Origin of the sequence: Octadecabacter sp. B2R22 (assembly GCF_018861045.1) — a bacterium.
In the GTDB taxonomy this organism is placed as follows: Bacteria; Pseudomonadota; Alphaproteobacteria; order Rhodobacterales; family Rhodobacteraceae; genus Octadecabacter.
In genome coordinates this window covers 339,548-356,929 of sequence record NZ_JAHKQJ010000002.1, presented here as the reverse complement: position 1 = coordinate 356,929, position 17,382 = coordinate 339,548, and the positions used below count along the sequence as shown (strand labels likewise).

Genomic DNA, 17,382 nt, shown 5'->3' with positions numbered 1-17,382 from the left:
CCCCAAACATCGCTGGCCACTACCGCCAGCATTAGAATCGCCGTCCCTGTCGCATTCTCCGGGGGCGGCGATTCTCGTTTCAGCGCCAAATCGCCTGCCCTGCGAAGCCCCAAATGTGGCGGCGCTGTTATCGGGCCGCGAACAATCCATACCAAGACGTGTCGATTGATCCCAATACTCATTGATTTTCCAAATATGTTTGACGAAACGAGGCGCTATCAGCCACATTTCAGTCAACGCAACTCTCCTCAGATGTTGTTGGCGGGGGCCAACAGATGATGTGACCAACCAGAACTAGGTGATCGCATGATGAAAATGACCCCCTCCGCCACCGCAGGCCTCGCGGCGGCACGAAATACAAAAGCACCGGTGGCCTCCTCAGCCCGGCTTGCTCAGTTAGAAGGACGACCTCAGCGCGCCCAGCCTCTTATGCGCCAATATGAGGTCGTCCATCTTACTCCCAATGGCGACATTGACGACTTTACCCGCATTGCACCTGCAAATTCTTCTTTCGAAGATAGCTTTGGCGCGCTCGCTCGTGGTGCCCTTTTGAAAACAGATCGCGGCATGGTCGCGATCGAAGACATCCTTCCGGGCGACAAAGTGAAAACCGTCACCAACGGTTTCCAAACGGTTTACTGGCGCGGATCAATGACGCTGGTTCCCCGTGCGTCTGGTCAAACGTCTCGGATGGGCAAACTAATCCGTGTGGCGGCAGATGCGCTTGGTGTTGGTCGCCCGATGCCCGACCTTTTGCTTGGACCATCCGCGCGTCTCTATCACCGCTCACCACAGTTGCAGCGCGTGACGGGCCACGAAGCGGCTTTCGTCCCTGCCGTTGATTTCGTGGACGGTGTGAACATCGTCGAAATCACACCCCAAACGCCGGTTCAGGTGTTCCAGATTGGCTTTATGTCTCACGAGCGGATCGTTGCGAACGGTGTCGAAATCGACAGCCACAACCCCGGCGCGCGTCATGAACTTGGCCTGCGCGGTGATCAACTGGCGTTGTACCTTACACTGTTCCCGCATGTTGAACGGATCGAAGACTTCGGGATGCTGATGCACCCACGCTTGTCCCTACATGATCTCGATTTCGGAGTGGTCGCCTAACCTTAGGCGTCCCTCCTCAGCCGTTCTTCGAGCACGTCGAACGGCACGCCGGGTTCATCTTTTGCACCGCGAATAACCAACGAGGTTTTTACACTGGCGACGTTTTCGGCGCTGGTCAGGTCTTCTGTGAGGAAGTTCTGGAAGGTTCGTAGGTCCGGCGCCACGCATTTCAGAACGAAATCCACTTCGCCGTTAAGCATGTGGCATTCGCGGACCAGCGGCCAGCCTTGGCACTTTTGCTCGAACGCGCTGAGGTCCACTTCGGCTTGGGACACGAGCCCGACCATGGCGAAGACCTGCACCTCAAAGCCCAGCTCGCGGGCGTTCACGTCCGCATGGTAGCCGCGAATGAACCCCTGTTCTTCTAGCGTGCGCACACGACGCAAGCACGGGGGGGCGGATATTCCGACTCGTTTTGCCAACTCTACGTTGGTCATTCGCCCGTCTGCTTGCAGTTCAGCAAGAATCATCCGGTCGATCTCATCCAGCTTCTGTCCTGGCATAATGGCGCAAATCCCCTGTGGTTGCGTCGATTCATACGTCAGACACAAACCTTGCGCAACAATATTTCGCGCCTCGGTAATTTTCCATCATACCGTCACGGGTTGGTGACATTGTATCACGCCCCCTTTTACCCGCCCCAGTTGCTGCGTATATCCATCCCAACCAAAGAGGATTTACAGCCATGGCCGATACCCGCAAAACCAAAGTTCTTATCATCGGCTCCGGCCCGACAGGCTACACCGCTGGTGTCTATGCCAGCCGCGCCATGCTGGAACCGATCCTTGTGCAGGGCATCGAACCGGGTGGCCAACTGACCACCACAACCGAAGTTGAAAACTGGCCCGGCGACAATGAAGTGCAAGGCCCTGACCTGATGGTCCGCATGGAAGCCCACGCAAAAGCCATGGGCACTGAAATCATCGGCGATATCATCAGCTCCATCGATTTTTCCAAACGCCCGTTTGTCTGCCAATCCGACAGCGGCACAGAATACGTCGCCGACGCGATCATCCTAGCAACTGGCGCGCGCGCGAAATGGCTTGGTCTTGAGACCGAAGAGAAATTCAAAGGCTTCGGCGTGTCTGCCTGCGCCACCTGCGACGGCTTTTTCTACCGCGGTCAGGAAATCGTTGTTGTTGGCGGTGGTAATACAGCCGTTGAAGAGGCCCTGTTCCTCACCAACTTCGCATCCAAGGTTACATTGGTGCACCGCCGCGATGAACTCCGCGCAGAAGCGATCCTTATTGATCGTCTGATGAAGAACCCAAAGATCGAACCGCTTTGGGATAACCAGCTTGAAGAAGTCTACGGCACCGATAGCCCGCTTGGCGTTGAAGGCATCAAGACAAAGAACGTCAAAACGGGCGAGATCACAGACATCGCGTGCAAAGGCGTATTCATCGCAATCGGCCACGCGCCTGCGAACGAACTGGTCAAAGACCACCTTGAAACCCACATGGGCGGCTATGTTGTCACCAAACCTGACAGCACCGAAACATCCATCCCAGGCATTTTCGCGGCGGGCGATTTGACCGACCACAAATACCGTCAGGCCGTTACGTCAGCAGGCATGGGTTGCATGGCCGCACTTGAGGTTGAACGCTGGTTGGCTGAACAAGAGTAAGTAATGAGGTAGCCCAAATCTTGCTTTGCTCAGGGATTTTGGATCGGCTCAACACTCCAAAGTGACAGCAAGTCTTGGGCGCCGTTGGCGGGTGACAGTCGGAAAACCGTTAAGCGAAATTGCACCATCGATAGTGTGATTGCCACAATGCGCACAAAAAAACGGCGGCACCGATAACCGGGCCGCCGTTCTATTTTTCGCTAAACTAAAACTTAGCTGTTCTTGCGGCGACCTACTGCGGCCATTCCGCCAAGACCTGCCAAAAGCATCCAGCCAGCGGCAGGCAGTGGCACCGGAGATGGATCGATCACTGCCGTCGCTTGTGAACTATAAGATATGTCGGAAATACCGACGTTCCAAGAATCTGGGCCGAAAAGGATCTCAAAGCCAGCGCTTGATTGAGCGTTGAGAACGTAATCAAGACTGCCGTCATATGTTGTTTCAAAATTTCCAGTATCCAGAAGCACGGAACTATCCGCCAGGTCGACGACGGTAATGCTCGTTGTCACCACTCGGTTGGCATATCGTGCGATGCTGAACCCATCGAGCAAGGCATCGAAACCAGCTGCCGCGGCGAAAGTAATCGACATCCCCGTCCCAGAACTGAGCGAGTACGCAACCGATCCCAGGTCCTCATAGTTGCCACCCCAATAAAATACGTTCTCATCGGCAGCGGTCGCGGTGTTAGCATCCCAAACAACATCCAGCTCACCAGCAATGTCGCCATAAGTTTGGTCAATCTGCAGGCCATTAGAGCAGCTACCGCCCCCCGTACAAATGTCGCCGGTAAAATCGAGGGTTGCAGCAAACGCTGGTGACGAAAAAGCCACCAATGCAGCAGCTGTAGATATCAATCTCATCGTAATTCTCCATAACTTTAAAAACTTATCCGATTTATCCGTAAAATTTACCATTAAATGATGCTTTTGTAAATTCGTTCGAACTCTGCGCAAACCCAGTTGGAAATCGTGGAAACATTGACGGGGCTGACCGCTCAATAGGCGAATTTTCGAAACAATACCGCCATCACCCGCCCAGTTTCAGGAAAAACCCAGCATCGGCGCAAGTTTGTTCTTGCATGAACAAACTTTGGTCCTATGTTCACGCTTGAACAAATAGTGAGTCGCGCCTGATGGCCATGTCGCCCGCCAAAATCACAACCGAGCAAGAGGACCAAATGTTCCGATTGTTACGGCAGTTGGACCTCGCGCCTGACGCGTCCCAGCGGGTGACCGCAGAGGCGATCGGCGTCTCTTTGGGTCGACTTAACGCACTGTTGAAACAAGCCACCGAAGCGGGCCTTGTAAACGTCGAAGACCGCAACGGCCCAGACAAACGCGCGCGCCATACCTATGCCATCACGGCACGTGGCGCGGGCGAGAAGAACCGCCTTACAACTCAATTTCTAACTCGAAAACTTGCCGAATACGACGCGCTACATGCCGAACTTACGGGCAGCGCATCCGGCCTCACGTCTCTTAGTAACAGGACCAAACTTATGGAACACAACCTTTCTCCGATCCCAGAGCTGTATGTCTCCTACGATTCAGCACAGAAGCTGAAAGTTGAAGCTGGCGAACTCGTCAGCCACGACCTGACACCGCGTCAGATCTGCGACCTTGAATTGCTGATGAACGGCGGCTTCAACCCACTCAAAGGGTTCCTGACCGAAGCCGACTACGACGGCGTCGTCGACAATATGCGCCTGACAACAGGCGAACTTTGGCCAATGCCGATCACTTTGGACGTCTCTGAGGACTTCGCAGCCTCTCTTGAAGCTGGTCAAGACATCGCCCTGCGCGACCAAGAAGGCGTTATTCTGGCGACCATGACTGTCACCGACAACTGGGTGCCAAACAAAGCCAAAGAAGCTGAAAAAGTCTTCGGCGCTGATGATGATGCGCACCCAGCCGTCAACTACCTGCACAACCAAGCTGGCAAGGTGTACCTTGGTGGTCCAGTCACCGGCATCCAACAGCCAGTGCACTACGATTTCCGCGCCCGTCGCGACACGCCAAACGAATTGCGCGCTTACTTCCGCAAAATGGGCTGGCGCAAAGTGGTTGCGTTCCAAACACGTAACCCGCTGCACCGTGCGCACCAAGAACTGACATTCCGCGCAGCACGCGAAGCACAGGCTAACCTGTTGATCCACCCTGTTGTGGGCCTTACAAAGCCGGGCGACGTTGACCACTTCACACGCGTTCGTTGCTACGAAGCAGTGCTGGACAAGTACCCACAGTCCACAACTGCGATGTCCTTGCTGAACCTTGCCATGCGTATGGCAGGCCCACGCGAAGCAGTTTGGCATGGCCTGATCCGTAAGAACCACGGCTGTACACACTTCATCGTTGGCCGTGACCACGCGGGCCCAGGTTCCAACTCCGCTGGTGAAGATTTCTACGGTGCTTACGACGCACAAGACTTGTTCCGCGCCCACCAAGAAGAAATGGGCATCGAAATGGTCGATTTCAAACACATGGTTTGGGTTGACGAACGTGCGCAATACGAAGCGATCGACGAGATCGAAGACAAAGACAAAGTCACGATCCTCAACATCTCTGGCACAGAATTGCGCCGCCGTTTGGCTGAAGGTCTGGAAATCCCTGAGTGGTTCTCCTTCCCTGAAGTTGTCAAAGAATTGCGCCGCACAAAGCCGCCACGTTCCAAGCAGGGTTTCACAGTGTTCTTCACTGGATTCTCCGGTTCAGGAAAATCCACAATCGCCAACGCTTTGATGGTGAAACTGATGGAAATGGGCGGCCGCCCTGTGACGCTTCTGGATGGTGACATCGTTCGCAAGAACCTGTCCTCCGAACTGGGCTTTTCCAAAGAGCACCGCGACCTGAACATCCGCCGCATCGGTTACGTTGCATCCGAGATCACCAAGAACGGTGGTATCGCGATCTGTGCGCCAATCGCGCCATACGCAACCACACGCCGCGCCGTTCGTGAAGACATTGAATCTTTCGGTGCATTCATCGAAGTTCATGTCGCAACATCCATTGAAGAGTGTGAAAAGCGCGACCGTAAGGGTCTCTACAAGCTGGCCCGCGAAGGAAAGATCAAGGAATTCACAGGGATCTCTGACCCTTATGACGTTCCGGTTAACCCTGAGCTGTCCGTGGAGACTGAAAATGTCGACGTAGACAACTGTGCGCATCAGGTGATCCTGAAGCTCGAAAGCATGGGTCTGATTGCCGCTGAGTAAAGCGGCGAGGCTGAAACTTAGCCTTTCAAAATTGACTAACAAAAAGGCGTGAGCATCAAGCTTGCGCCTTTTTTTGTTTTAGGTTTGCTTCGCGTGGCACACTCACCCTTTAGTTGATCCAAATCGTAAATTGTCTGTTGCGTTAACCTTTGAACCTCGCGACTACTGCCCAGAACACGTGTTTCAATCTTTTGCGTCGCGCGTTCATTCTACGACTGTTCTTGGTAAATAGATTTCGGCCCATCTTTATGAGTAATGACATTTTGATCACGACACTAATCGATGACACTGTCCGCTACATTCACTTACTTTCAGTAGCGATCGGGATTGGCGCATCGTTCTTTGCAGACTTCAATGTCCTGCGCCGTATTCGCTCCACTGTTAACCAGCCGTTACTCGACACGCTTGATTGCTGTCATCGCATTGTATGGGCCGCGATCGTTGTGATGTGGGCCTCTGGCCTCGCACTCATCTATCTGCGCACGGGCTTTGTTTTGGAAAACTTCAGCCCAAAACTGTTCACGAAAATACTGGTCGTAACGGTTCTTACCGCCAACGCTTTGGTCATTGGCCTCTATGCAGTGCCCTGCCTTGAGCAGCGATTGGGCAAACGCATTTTGAATATGCCAAATTCCCTAAGGCTGCCGATGGCCTGCATCGCAGGTGTTTCAACACTCAGCTGGCTTTTTGCATTGGCGCTCGGCAGCAGTCGTTTCTTGGCGAAAGGCTCAGCCGAGTTGTTTTACACGCTTGTTCCATTTGCGTACGGAAGTTGCATTGCCGTAGCATTGCTATCGGCCATCGCAATTGGCACGTCACAACGCAAACCGAGCCTCGACTAGGGCTTAATGAACCGTCACCGGCTGCATGTCGTTTTGTCGTGCGAGAACGAAAGCCATCTGACGGTCCGCCACCAAAGCCAGTTGCTGCCCCTCGCTGTCATGCACCGCAAACAGTTCTTCACGATCGCCCGCAGCTTCGCGAACCTCTTCGGGCAGTTCAGCGACATTTACAGATTTCACGTAAACAACGCGGTCGCCCATATCGGCAAAATTGAATTTCGTATCCATGACTTAGCCCTTTCTGATATTGATCGTTTGCACCACAGACTCCGGCACTTCACGGGAGAGATCCACGTGCAGCAACCCGTTTTCCATGATTGCTTCACCCACATCGACCCCTTCAGCCAGCACAAAAGACCGCTGAAACTGACGCGCGGCGATTCCACGGTGCAAGAATACGCGTCCTTCGCTGTCGTCTGATTGCCGTCCACGGATCACCAACTGATTGTCCTCAACCGTGATCGCAAGATCGCCTTCGCCAAAGCCAGCCACAGCCAGTGTTATGCGGTAGGACGTCTGCGAGGTTTGCTCGATGTTATAAGGGGGGTAGCCCTCGTTGCCGGACTTAGCGGTCCGTTCAACCAAGCGCTCTAGCTCTTCAAAGCCAAGAAGGAACGGATGCGTTCCCAGTGATAGTTTCGTCATGCGACACGTCCTTAGGTTAAGCGACAGTCAAAATTCCGGCCCCAATACTGGCGGCCTGATTAAAATATGGGGGGTCATCTGCCCCGTTGCAAGCGTATGTGTGTGGTTTTGCTTTGTAAAAACGTCGTTTGCACATACATCTATGGCCAACGACACTGACAATATGGATTCGCTCGTGAACAGCAGCACCCCTATGAAAACTGACGAAGTGCTGCTCATTCAATTGGGCGTGCTACGGCAAGACCACCGCGACCTTGATGAGGCGATCCATGCGCTGCAAGAAACCGGAACGGCTGACATGCTCACGGTCAAACGTCTGAAAAAACAGAAGCTCAAGCTGAAAGACAAAATCGCCGTGCTTGAGGATCGAACAACCCCTGATATCATTGCTTGAACGGCGGGGCTGATTGCACCTCCCCGCCTGCTCGCTATAAAGCCCCTTCAGAATGAAAGGCGCACAAACATGACCCCATCCGTCGGCATTATTATGGGCAGCCAGTCCGATTGGCCCACCATGCGCGAAGCAGCAACGCTTCTGGATGAATTGGGTATTTCATACGAGGCTAAGATTGTCTCGGCCCATCGCACGCCTGACCGCCTGTGGACCTACGGCAAAGAAGCCGCTGGACGTGGGCTGCAAGCAATCATCGCAGGCGCCGGGGGCGCTGCGCATTTGCCAGGCATGATGGCCAGCAAAACCCGTGTGCCAGTGATCGGCGTACCTGTGCAAACCAAGGCCCTCTCTGGTGTCGATAGCCTCTATTCCATCGTGCAGATGCCCAAAGGGTTTCCCGTTGCCACCATGGCGATTGGCGCCGCTGGGGCCGCCAACGCCGCACTCATGGCCGCTGGTATTTTAGCCTTGCAAGACCCCGACCTTGCTGAACGCTTGGATGCGTGGCGCGATGCCCTCTCAGCTTCTATTCCGGATGAACCAAGTGATGACTGATATTCAATCTCATATGCTGAAAACTGGTGCCACCATTGGTATTCTTGGCGGTGGCCAATTGGGCCGTATGCTCTCCGTCGCGGCCTCGCGCCTGGGCTTTAAGACCTGCATCTTTGAACCGCAAGCTGACTGCCCTGCATCCCATGTCGCCCACACGCACATCAAGGCCGAATATTCGGATGCCGAGGCGCTCACCGCCTTTGCTAACACCTGCGATGTGGTGACTTATGAATTTGAAAACATCCCGACCGAAGCGCTCGACATTGTCGAAGCCATCGCCCCGATCCACCCGAACCGCGACGCATTAGCGACATCCCAGGATCGCTTCATCGAGAAGAATTTTCTGACCCGCATCGGCCTGCAAACGGCCCCCTATGCGGCCGTGGAAACCGCAGAAGACCTTGAACGCGCGATCGATCAAATTGGTATTCCAGCGATCTTGAAAACCCGCCGTCTGGGTTATGATGGCAAAGGCCAGTCTCGCCTGATGTCGCCAGATGATGCCCCACAAGCACTGGCTGACATGGCAGGTGCGCCATCTGTCCTCGAAGGTTTCATCGACTTCAGCATAGAAGTCTCGGTGATCGGAACCCGCAGTGCCGATGGCGCGATCTCTTGCTTTGACCCCGGTGAAAACGTTCACCGGGATGGCATCCTTCACACCACAACATTGCCTGCAAAACTGACACCCGCGCAACGCACTGATGCTGTCTTGCTAACAGCCAATATCCTGAACGCGCTGGATTACGTCGGCACTATGGGGGTCGAACTTTTCGTCACGCCCCACGGTCTGATCGTCAATGAAATCGCGCCACGCGTGCATAATTCCGGCCACTGGACCCAAGCCGGCTGCACGGTCGATCAATTCGAACAACACATCCGGGCAATTGCGGGCTGGCCCTTGGGTGACGGCACGCGCCACTCAGACGTTGTTATGGAAAACCTGATCGGCGATGACGTAGATCGCCTGCCCGAGATCGCAAAAACAAACACGGCGATCCACCTTTATGGTAAAGCTGACGCCAAAAAGGGCCGTAAAATGGGCCACATCAACACCGTCACAGGCCCCGCCAAATAGGACCTCAGGCCTTTGCCTTTGTTTCTAAAACACCTCGGGGGGAGCCGCACAGCGGCGGGGGGCTGGCCCCCTCTTTTGGCGCCCCGCAGGGGCGCCCCCGCTCGCCGCAGGCGCAGCTTATTGAAACCCGAACATCACACCACTTAGGCTAAGCGATCGATCAAACCGCCCCTCGGCGATAAACTCCATCGCTTGGCGCATCGCCAGCGGGTTGTTCATCATGAACGTGTGCGTCACAGGCAAAGTGATATGGTCCTGCATCCCGTCCAGCCGCGTTGATGCCACGCTGACCTTGCCGTCATCAGGCCCATCAATCAGACTCGAGTAATAGGCGTTCAGGGATCGATCCCCCGCAATGATCCCCAATTCATACCCCAGCCAAGGCAGGCTCAGCGGCGCCCCCTCTTGATCAATTTCTTCCGTGCCAAGCTGCATGCCTGCGGGTCCATTGATCCATTCAAACGGTTCCAAATCACCAAGCACGTCAACCAGTTGCGATCCATCGTTGGGTGGTCCGAACATCACGACACGGCCCATAATCTCTGGGCGATCGGTGGATAGATACACCCGCACCAAAATACCCCCCATGGAATGGGTCACGAAATGCACGCGCCTGTTTCCACAGGCTGCAACTGCTTGTGGCACGTTTTGATCCACCAACGTGCGAATGTCCGCGCTGGTTGACGGGTAGCCCTCATTGACGACGTGGTAGCCGTCAAATTCCAGCAGTTCCTGCAATGGCAAAAACGACGTCTCGGATCGCGCCAACCCGTGCAACAACACAACGCAATCTTCCGCCGCCGCCGAGACGGGGACCAAGGCCAACATAGCTATCGTAACAATCCGTTTCATGCCCTCTACATAACCCACCCGCAAGAAATAATAAGGTCAGACTTGCCTGACCTTTCGCACCGCGTCACTCTGCCCCTATGACACGCCCAATTCGCCTCGCTGTACGCGGCATTCTTATGCACAATGACCGCTTATTGTTGGTGAACGCCTACAAAGGGCGCGGCGACCTCTGGTGTGCGCCCGGTGGAGGGGCAGAAATCCACCAAAGTCTGCCGGAAAACCTCGCCCGCGAAATCCACGAAGAAACGGGACTAACCGTGCAGGTCGGCACGCCTTGTTTGCTCAATGAGTTTCACGACCCAGACGGCGACTTCCATCAGGTCGAGGTGTTCTTTCGCTGCACCCTGGCGGGCGGTAAATTGGAAGACACATGGCAAGACCCTGAACACATCGTCAGCCTGCGCCGTTGGGTGACTCGTGAAGAGTTGGATGGGATGACCGTACGGCCAAGATCCCTCGCGGCTGTGGCTTGGGGTGATCGCGACGCGCCGGTTTATGACGCTCTTGAGGTGATCCTGCCGTGATGGCAATTGACTGAGGAAGCCATGTCTGCTGTGCGGGCCGCAGTTGCCGTTCGCGGTTACACTACGAATGGCTGGTTATGGCGGGCATTGGTTGACAGATCTGAACGGCGCTGGCATCGCTCTCGATGCTCATGACAATGACAATGACGCGCACCCTACCAATCATCGCGACAAACGACATCTAAATCGGATCATCCATGACCACGAAAAACCAAACAGATCGCAGAACGAACTTGCTTGGTAGCATCTGGATGGTTGCTGCGATGGCTATATTTGCCATTGAGGACGCATTTGTGAAAGCGGCTTCCTCCACCCTGTCGGTTGGGCAGATCCTGATAATCTTCGGTTTAGGCGGGGCCGCTGTGTTTGCCAGTTTGGCACGCTTCAATGGCAAACCGCTATTCGTGCAAGATGTGGTATCGCGCCCGATGCGCATCCGCGTCGTATTCGAAATTGTCGGCCGCTTGTTCTATGTCCTTGCCATAACCTTGACGCCATTATCAGCCGCTACGGTTATCTTGCAGGCAACCCCGCTAGTTGTTGTCGCTGGTGCCGCGTTAGTTTTCGGCGAAAAGGTCGGGTGGCGCAGGTGGTTTGCGATTTTCGTCGGTTTGATTGGCGTGGTAATTATTATCCAGCCAGGAACAGACAGTTTTTCGGTGCTGTCGATCCTTGCTATTGTCGGCATGTTTGGTTTTGCAGGGCGTGACCTCGCGAGCCGTGCTGCACCTGCTACGCTCAGCACAAATATCCTTGGTTTGTATGGATTCTTGTCGATTGTGGTCGCTGGCGGGATGTTCTCGATCTGGGAAGGGGCGACATTTCTTTACCCTGACATTGAGACGTCCTTATACCTGTTAGGGGCAATCCTCGCGGGTGTCGGCGCCTATTCTTGCCTTATGAAGGCAATGCGCACCGGCGAAGTCTCTGCGGTAACACCCTTCAGATACACAAGGCTGCTTTTCGGGATTGCGCTGGGTGTTGTGATATTCGGAGAGCAAATGAGTTCCGCAATGGTGCTTGGTTCCAGTTTGATCGTATTTTCTGGCCTATTCATCCTTTGGCGCGGAAAATCGGTGGGTCGTTGAACTCAAAAGGGCGCCCCAAACGGGACGCCCTTTCTATCTTTAGGCGATAGGCTTCAAAGCTCTCATTGTTTCTTCGAAACAACTGCCGCTTTGTAGTCTGATCACAAACCCATTGGGTTTGTGATTACATCATGCCGCCCATGCCGCCCATGTCTGGCATGCCGCCGCCTGGCATGCCGCCACCGTCTTTAGACGGCTTGTCAGCAACCATAGCTTCGGTTGTGATCAGCAGGCCAGCAACAGATGCCGCATCCTGAAGAGCTGTGCGTGTGACTTTCGCAGGGTCGATAACGCCGAAGCCGAACATGTCGCCATATTCTTCTGTCTGCGCGTTGAAACCGAATGCTTTGTCATCGGATTCGCGGATTTTGCCAGCAACGACGGACCCGTCGACACCAGAGTTTTCAGCGATCTGACGCAGTGGCGCTTCGAGAGCTTTGCGAACAATGTTAACACCGATTGTTTGGTCAGCGTTTGCGCCTTCGAGGTCAGCCAAAGTTTTAGCCGCCTGAACCAGAGCAACACCACCGCCAACAACGATGCCTTCTTGCACAGCTGCGCGTGTCGCGTTCAAAGCGTCGTCTACGCGGTCTTTGCGTTCTTTCACTTCGATTTCGGACATGCCGCCAACGCGGATAACAGCAACACCACCAGCAAGCTTGGCTACACGTTCCTGCAGCTTCTCACGGTCGTAGTCGGATGTTGTTTCTTCGATCTGGTTACGGATCTGCTGCACGCGTGCTTCGATCTCGGCCTTCTCGCCAGAACCGTCAACGATTGTTGTTTCGTCTTTGGTAATGGAAACGCGCTTAGCAGAACCAAGCATGTCGATTGTGACGTTCTCAAGCTTCATGCCGAGGTCTTCGGAGATAACCTGACCGCCAGTAAGGATCGCGATGTCTTGCAACATGGCTTTACGACGATCGCCGAAACCAGGTGCCTTAACAGCTGCGATTTTCAGACCGCCGCGCAGTTTGTTCACAACGAGTGTCGCCAAAGCTTCGCCTTCAACATCTTCAGCGATGATCAGGAGTGGCTTACCGGATTGGATCACGGACTCGAGAAGTGGAACCATTGGCTGGAGGGAAGAAAGCTTCTTCTCGTGCAGCAAGATGATTGCGTCTTCGAGCTCTGTTGTCATCTTGTCAGGGTTCGTGACGAAGTAAGGGGACAGGTAACCGCGGTCGAACTGCATGCCTTCAACAACGTCAGTCTCAGTCTCGAGACCTTTGTTTTCTTCAACAGTGATAACACCTTCGTTGCCAACACGCTGCATTGCGTCTGCGATCTGGCCACCGATTTCGGCTTCGCCGTTTGCGGAGATTGTGCCGACTTTTGCAACTTCTGCAGAGTCCGCAACAGGACGTGCAGCAGCGACGATTGCGTCAACAACTTTTGCTGTCGCGAGGTCGATGCCGCGCTTCAGGTCCATTGGGTTCATGCCAGCTGCAACAGCTTTCATGCCTTCTTTAACGATGGCTTGAGCAAGAACTGTTGCAGTTGTTGTACCGTCGCCAGCTTCGTCGTTGGTGCGGGACGCAACTTCTTTAACCATCTGTGCGCCCATGTTTTCGAACTTGTCTTCAAGCTCGATCTCTTTGGCAACAGATACACCGTCTTTGGTGATGCGTGGCGCGCCGAAGGATTTCTCCAGCACAACGTTGCGGCCTTTAGGGCCGAGTGTAACTTTAACCGCGTCAGCAAGGATGTTCACACCCTTGAGCATCTGGTTACGGGCGTCTGTCCCGAATTTTACGTCTTTAGCAGCCATTGATTAGCTCCCTTTGAATTTCGAAATATAAATCGGTCGACTTAGGACAGGATGCCCATGATGTCGGATTCCTTCATCATCAGCAGCTCTTCGCCGTCGATGGTGATTTCTGTGCCGGACCATTTGCCGAACAAAACGCGATCGCCAACTTTGACGTCCATCGCAATGCGATCACCGTCGTCGTCACGTGCACCTGCACCAACGGAAACGATTTCGCCCTCAGCAGGCTTTTCTTTAGCTGCATCTGGAATGATCAGACCGCCAGCGGTCTTTTCTTCGCCTTCAGTGCGACGAACAACGACGCGGTCGTGAAGCGGTGTAAAAGCCATTTCTGTAGCTCCCTAGCTTAACAGTTTTAATTCTCCGGCCCCTTTTTCGGGGCCGTTAGCACTCACGTCATATGAGTGCTAGCAGCGGATAGGTAAGGAAGCAAAATGGGTGAGTCAACAACTACGGGAAAATAATTGGTGCGCCCCGCTCAAAAGGCGCGTGTCAGGCGTTATTGAACTGGGGTTCGGCCGTTAGACGTAAAACAAGTTACCAACGCCGTAAGCCAACCCAGCCGCAGCGCCGCCGATCAACATCGTTTCCAATGCGGACCACCACCAAGGTGTCAGCGACCAATGGCTTTTCAGGGCGCCGATGCAAAAGAACGTAAACATGGTCATCCATGCGGACAGTTGAAACGCGTTCTCTAACCCAAACAAGAACGGCGCAACCGGAACCATCCCCGCGACAAGGAACGCCGCGAACGTTGTAAGTGCAGCGCGCAGAGGACGCGGATCAATTCCGCCCAATCCGTACTCGCCCTCCATCATCAACTCGATCCAGCTCTCTTTGTCTTGCGTCACCGCGTCCGTTGCCTGATCCAGCACACGGCCACTTAATCCCTTACGCGACAGGATTTCCCGCACCTCAAGCCATTCGCCTTTTGGGTGGTCCTTGATGTGTTGTTCTTCGATCTGGCGAATACGTTTGTAGTTGTCTTGTTCGGCTTTGATGCCGGAATAGTTCGCCGCCGCCATGGAAAACCCATCCGCCAACACATTGGCAAGACCCAGCACGACCACCACAAACGGTGACAGCCCAGCACCCGCCACCCCCGCAACGATTGCAAAGGTCGTGACCGTTCCGTCAATCGCGCCATAGATCGCATCCCGCAGAACGCCGCGCCCCTTGGGTTCGCCGATCCGCGCTGCAATGTCGTGTGGCTCATGTGAATGATCGCTCATGTGATCTCCTTTTCGACCTCAAGTTAACACGCCGCGTTGACTCCGCCTTGCGTTGGATCAAGCCATTTTCCTAGCATAAATGCCGTGCTCCGTTGCACGGCACACGCCCGCACCCTAAGTTAAACAGGCAACCACCCAAGGGGATACCATGTCGCGTTTGCTTGCTACCATTTTTGCGTTTGTCCTGCCGCTTCCCGCCCTTGCACTGTGCAACGGGGACCGGTTCGAGACCTACCTTACGCCGCAAGACTTGGTCGAGATCAACGAAACAGTGGCGGCGACACCCTATGCCTTGGGCAATTATTGGCAGGCGCAGAAAGATGGTCATACAGTTACCATTCTTGGCACGATGCATTTGCCAGACCCCCGCCATGCCGTGACCCTTGATGTTGCACTGCCGCGCCTGACGGCCGCCGATTTACTGCTGGTCGAAGCCACGCAGCAAGACCAAGCCGACATGCAGACCTATATGGCGCAAAACCCTGACATGCTGGTGATCACCGATGGCCCCACCCTGCCCGACCTTCTGGACGACGCCACATGGGACACGATCCGCATCGCCGCCGAGCAGCGCGGCCTTCCGGGTTTTATGGTCGCAAAAATGCAGCCTTGGTTCTTAGCGTTGACCTTATCCATTCCAACCTGTGCTGCCGCCGAAATGATGAGCGGGCAAGGCGGGCTTGATGCGCTTTTGATGGACCAAGCCGCGACGCTCGACATACCGGTGGCCCCGCTCGAATCGTGGCAAGAGATGTTCGCGCTGCTGACGTCGGGCACTTTTGACGAACAGGTAGATGCCCTGCGCATGGGGTTGCTTGAGCCTGACTTGGCCGACGCGTTGATGGTCACGCTGGTGGAAGACTACTTTGCGGGTCAAACCGCCCACGCTTGGCAGATGACTTATTACACACAACACTTCCTACCTGACGTGGACCCAGCGGTGTTCGATGAACAAATGGCGATGATGGAAGAGATGTTACTGACCCAGCGCAACGCCAACTGGATTCCTGTGATCGAAAAAGCCGCACTCGATCATAAAAATGTCTTCGTGGCCTTCGGAGCGGCGCATCTGATCGGCGAAAACGGAGTCTTACGTTTGCTTGAAACCGAAGGCTGGACGATCTCGCCGCTCTAACCCTCAGCCGAGGACATCGCCCCAATCCTTGACGCCTTGCTGCCCTTTGGGCGTCAGGGAATAGACACCCTTTTCGACCTTTTCAAACCAGCCATAGTGATTGTCGCGCATGATTGTCGTGGCCACGGTGACGCCTGTGGCCTTCGCTACGATCGCGCCTTTCTCGGCCCCTGAATTCACCAGATACAAAGCGCACTTAAGCGCATCTTGCCGATAGCCTGTCACGATTCCGTGCCGCGTGGCCCCACCCTCGTTCGGGTCGCCATCCAATCGGTCAAAGGCGCGTAACATCTTGGTCTTCTTCTTCTTGATCTTGCGCGCCGCGTACGGCCCCGGATCGGCCAATGCCTCAACGAACCCGTCCCGCAGCCGCACCGTCAAAACACCAAGCCCCAAACGGCGTGCCAATTTCACGTTGGATCGCAGGGCTTTGTCTTTTCCGCCCGCAGGCACAGCAACATATACGTCATCCGTCACCGCCAGCCGCTCGATCCCCTGATGAAACAGCGCCAGCGAGAACCCGACCTTGAGCTCGACGATAACCACCTCGTCGCCACGCCGCCCGACAACGTCGGCGGCCCCGACCTCGCCTTTCACGTCATAGCCTTGCCGCTGAAGGTAGGCTTTTACGGGGGCGTATAGATCTGCTTCGCGAGGTTTGCTCATGGGGTAAGATTAACAGCATTTACACCTGCGAACCAAGCCAGCAAACTGCCAACATGAACCGTGAAGCCATCAACGCCTTCTGTGCATCCCTCCCGCAGGCGACCCATGTCGTTCAGTGGGGCAATTCGGATGTCTGGAAAGTTGGCGGTAAGTTGTTCGCCGTCCTTGGGTGGAACAACGGCGACACGGCGGTGACGTTCAAAGTCTCGCCAATCGCCTTTGAAGTACTACCTGACATGCAAGGCATTCGCCCCGCGCCTTACCTCGCCTCGCGCGGGATGAAATGGCTGCAAGACACCCGCGATCCGGGGCTTTCGGACGTGGAGCTGCAAAACCACATCACCTATTCCCACGAAATGGCCGTCGCCGCCCTCACCAAAAAGAAACGTACCGAACTGGGGCTGTAGACCCCCAGTCCGAGACTGGGGCCCCTTGTTTTAACGCCCGCCTTGGCGTCCTGGGAATTTGGTCGCGCGCGCGGCGGTTTGCCCACTGCGCCCGCGTCGGCCCAGATCGTTTGGTCCCTTGGCTTGTTTCGGGGTGGTGGCGCGGCGATTGGAACGCGCCACTGGTGCGCTGGCCGCAGTCTTGCGGCGCGGTTTTGAAGAACGGGGCATAGTTTGCCTCCTGATGTATCTGGAAAATTGGC

At 54.9% G+C, this 17,382-nt stretch carries 21 protein-coding genes; 11 read left to right on the top strand and 10 right to left on the bottom strand.

The features are described 5' to 3' along the window. Positions 1-315 precede the first annotated feature (315 nt). Positions 316-1,113 carry a Hint domain-containing protein gene (locus KO486_RS01865; RefSeq protein WP_252734458.1) on the top strand — a complete coding sequence of 266 codons (798 nt, stop codon included), beginning with the start codon at positions 316-318 and terminating at the stop codon, positions 1,111-1,113. Positions 1,114-1,115: 2 nt separating this feature from the next. On the opposite strand, the gene KO486_RS01860 is transcribed toward KO486_RS01865, so the two are convergent. Further along, positions 1,116-1,616: an Lrp/AsnC family transcriptional regulator gene (locus tag KO486_RS01860; protein ID WP_216035525.1), complete on the bottom strand. Its 501-nt coding sequence runs from the start codon at positions 1,614-1,616 to the stop codon at positions 1,116-1,118. A 182-nt stretch (positions 1,617-1,798) separates the two neighbouring features. Here KO486_RS01860 and trxB point away from each other — a divergent pair, with 182 nt between their 5' ends. Next, complete coding sequence (gene trxB / locus KO486_RS01855) at positions 1,799-2,740, top strand: thioredoxin-disulfide reductase (RefSeq protein WP_216035524.1); 942 nt, start codon at positions 1,799-1,801, stop codon at positions 2,738-2,740. Between the two features lie 212 nt (positions 2,741-2,952). Here the strand turns inward: trxB and KO486_RS01850 are convergent, their stop codons facing one another. Then, positions 2,953-3,600: a VPLPA-CTERM sorting domain-containing protein gene (locus KO486_RS01850; RefSeq protein WP_216035523.1), complete on the bottom strand. Its 648-nt coding sequence runs from the start codon at positions 3,598-3,600 to the stop codon at positions 2,953-2,955. Positions 3,601-3,872: 272 nt separating this feature from the next. Here KO486_RS01850 and KO486_RS01845 point away from each other — a divergent pair, with 272 nt between their 5' ends. Together KO486_RS01845 and KO486_RS01840 are read left to right on the top strand one after the other, a co-directional pair. After that, a complete protein-coding gene (locus tag KO486_RS01845; RefSeq protein ID WP_216035522.1) occupies positions 3,873-5,951 on the top strand; it encodes a bifunctional sulfate adenylyltransferase/adenylylsulfate kinase in 2,079 nt (692 codons plus the stop codon). A 248-nt stretch (positions 5,952-6,199) separates the two neighbouring features. Beyond that, positions 6,200-6,793, top strand: a complete 594-nt coding sequence (locus tag KO486_RS01840; protein ID WP_216035521.1) for a hypothetical protein — start codon at positions 6,200-6,202, stop codon at positions 6,791-6,793. A gap of 3 nt (positions 6,794-6,796) precedes the next feature. Here KO486_RS01840 and KO486_RS01835 read toward each other — a convergent pair whose 3' ends face one another. Together KO486_RS01835 and KO486_RS01830 are read right to left on the bottom strand one after the other, a co-directional pair. Next, positions 6,797-7,021: a DUF1150 family protein gene (locus tag KO486_RS01835; RefSeq protein ID WP_216035520.1), complete on the bottom strand. Its 225-nt coding sequence runs from the start codon at positions 7,019-7,021 to the stop codon at positions 6,797-6,799. A gap of 3 nt (positions 7,022-7,024) precedes the next feature. Next, the gene (locus KO486_RS01830) at positions 7,025-7,438 is read right to left on the bottom strand and encodes an Hsp20 family protein (RefSeq protein WP_216035519.1); all 414 of its coding nucleotides are present in this window, start codon (positions 7,436-7,438) and stop codon (positions 7,025-7,027) included. Between the two features lie 163 nt (positions 7,439-7,601). Between KO486_RS01830 and KO486_RS01825 the strand changes: the two genes are divergently transcribed. From KO486_RS01825 to KO486_RS01815, 3 genes are all read left to right on the top strand, one after another. After that, positions 7,602-7,832: a DUF465 domain-containing protein gene (locus tag KO486_RS01825; protein WP_216035642.1), complete on the top strand. Its 231-nt coding sequence runs from the start codon at positions 7,602-7,604 to the stop codon at positions 7,830-7,832. A 69-nt stretch (positions 7,833-7,901) separates the two neighbouring features. Continuing rightward, complete coding sequence (purE, locus tag KO486_RS01820) at positions 7,902-8,387, top strand: 5-(carboxyamino)imidazole ribonucleotide mutase (protein WP_252734456.1); 486 nt, start codon at positions 7,902-7,904, stop codon at positions 8,385-8,387. Continuing rightward, on the top strand, positions 8,380-9,465 hold the full coding sequence (locus KO486_RS01815; RefSeq protein WP_216035518.1) for a 5-(carboxyamino)imidazole ribonucleotide synthase: 1,086 nt from the start codon (positions 8,380-8,382) through the stop codon (positions 9,463-9,465). Before purE ends, KO486_RS01815 begins: the two co-directional genes overlap by 8 nt. A 117-nt stretch (positions 9,466-9,582) precedes the next feature. On the opposite strand, the gene KO486_RS01810 is transcribed toward KO486_RS01815, so the two are convergent. Then, complete coding sequence (locus tag KO486_RS01810) at positions 9,583-10,317, bottom strand: alpha/beta fold hydrolase (protein WP_216035517.1); 735 nt, start codon at positions 10,315-10,317, stop codon at positions 9,583-9,585. A gap of 77 nt (positions 10,318-10,394) precedes the next feature. On the opposite strand from KO486_RS01810, the gene KO486_RS01805 reads away from it, so the two are divergent. Next, entirely contained in the window at positions 10,395-10,841 is a 447-nt protein-coding gene (locus tag KO486_RS01805) for an NUDIX hydrolase (RefSeq protein ID WP_216035516.1), read from the top strand. A gap of 197 nt (positions 10,842-11,038) precedes the next feature. After that, on the top strand, positions 11,039-11,929 hold the full coding sequence (locus tag KO486_RS01800) for a DMT family transporter (RefSeq protein ID WP_216035515.1): 891 nt from the start codon (positions 11,039-11,041) through the stop codon (positions 11,927-11,929). A 124-nt stretch (positions 11,930-12,053) separates the two neighbouring features. Here KO486_RS01800 and groL read toward each other — a convergent pair whose 3' ends face one another. From groL to KO486_RS01785, 3 genes are all read right to left on the bottom strand, one after another. Then, complete coding sequence (groL, locus tag KO486_RS01795) at positions 12,054-13,700, bottom strand: chaperonin GroEL (protein ID WP_216035514.1); 1,647 nt, start codon at positions 13,698-13,700, stop codon at positions 12,054-12,056. A gap of 41 nt (positions 13,701-13,741) precedes the next feature. Continuing rightward, entirely contained in the window at positions 13,742-14,029 is a 288-nt protein-coding gene (locus KO486_RS01790) for a co-chaperone GroES (RefSeq protein WP_216035513.1), read from the bottom strand. Between the two features lie 192 nt (positions 14,030-14,221). Beyond that, complete coding sequence (locus KO486_RS01785; RefSeq protein WP_216035512.1) at positions 14,222-14,932, bottom strand: VIT1/CCC1 transporter family protein; 711 nt, start codon at positions 14,930-14,932, stop codon at positions 14,222-14,224. 148 nt (positions 14,933-15,080) lie between these two features. Between KO486_RS01785 and KO486_RS01780 the strand changes: the two genes are divergently transcribed. Then, positions 15,081-16,067: a TraB/GumN family protein gene (locus tag KO486_RS01780; RefSeq protein WP_216035511.1), complete on the top strand. Its 987-nt coding sequence runs from the start codon at positions 15,081-15,083 to the stop codon at positions 16,065-16,067. A 3-nt stretch (positions 16,068-16,070) separates the two neighbouring features. Here KO486_RS01780 and KO486_RS01775 read toward each other — a convergent pair whose 3' ends face one another. After that, a complete protein-coding gene (locus KO486_RS01775; RefSeq protein ID WP_216035510.1) occupies positions 16,071-16,733 on the bottom strand; it encodes a DUF2161 family putative PD-(D/E)XK-type phosphodiesterase in 663 nt (220 codons plus the stop codon). Positions 16,734-16,786: 53 nt separating this feature from the next. On the opposite strand from KO486_RS01775, the gene KO486_RS01770 reads away from it, so the two are divergent. Then, positions 16,787-17,140, top strand: coding sequence for an MmcQ/YjbR family DNA-binding protein (locus KO486_RS01770; protein WP_216035509.1), 354 nt, complete (start codon positions 16,787-16,789; stop codon positions 17,138-17,140). A 30-nt stretch (positions 17,141-17,170) separates the two neighbouring features. Here the strand turns inward: KO486_RS01770 and KO486_RS01765 are convergent, their stop codons facing one another. Further along, positions 17,171-17,350 carry a hypothetical protein gene (locus tag KO486_RS01765; protein ID WP_216035508.1) on the bottom strand — a complete coding sequence of 60 codons (180 nt, stop codon included), beginning with the start codon at positions 17,348-17,350 and terminating at the stop codon, positions 17,171-17,173. Positions 17,351-17,382: the final 32 nt, after the last annotated feature.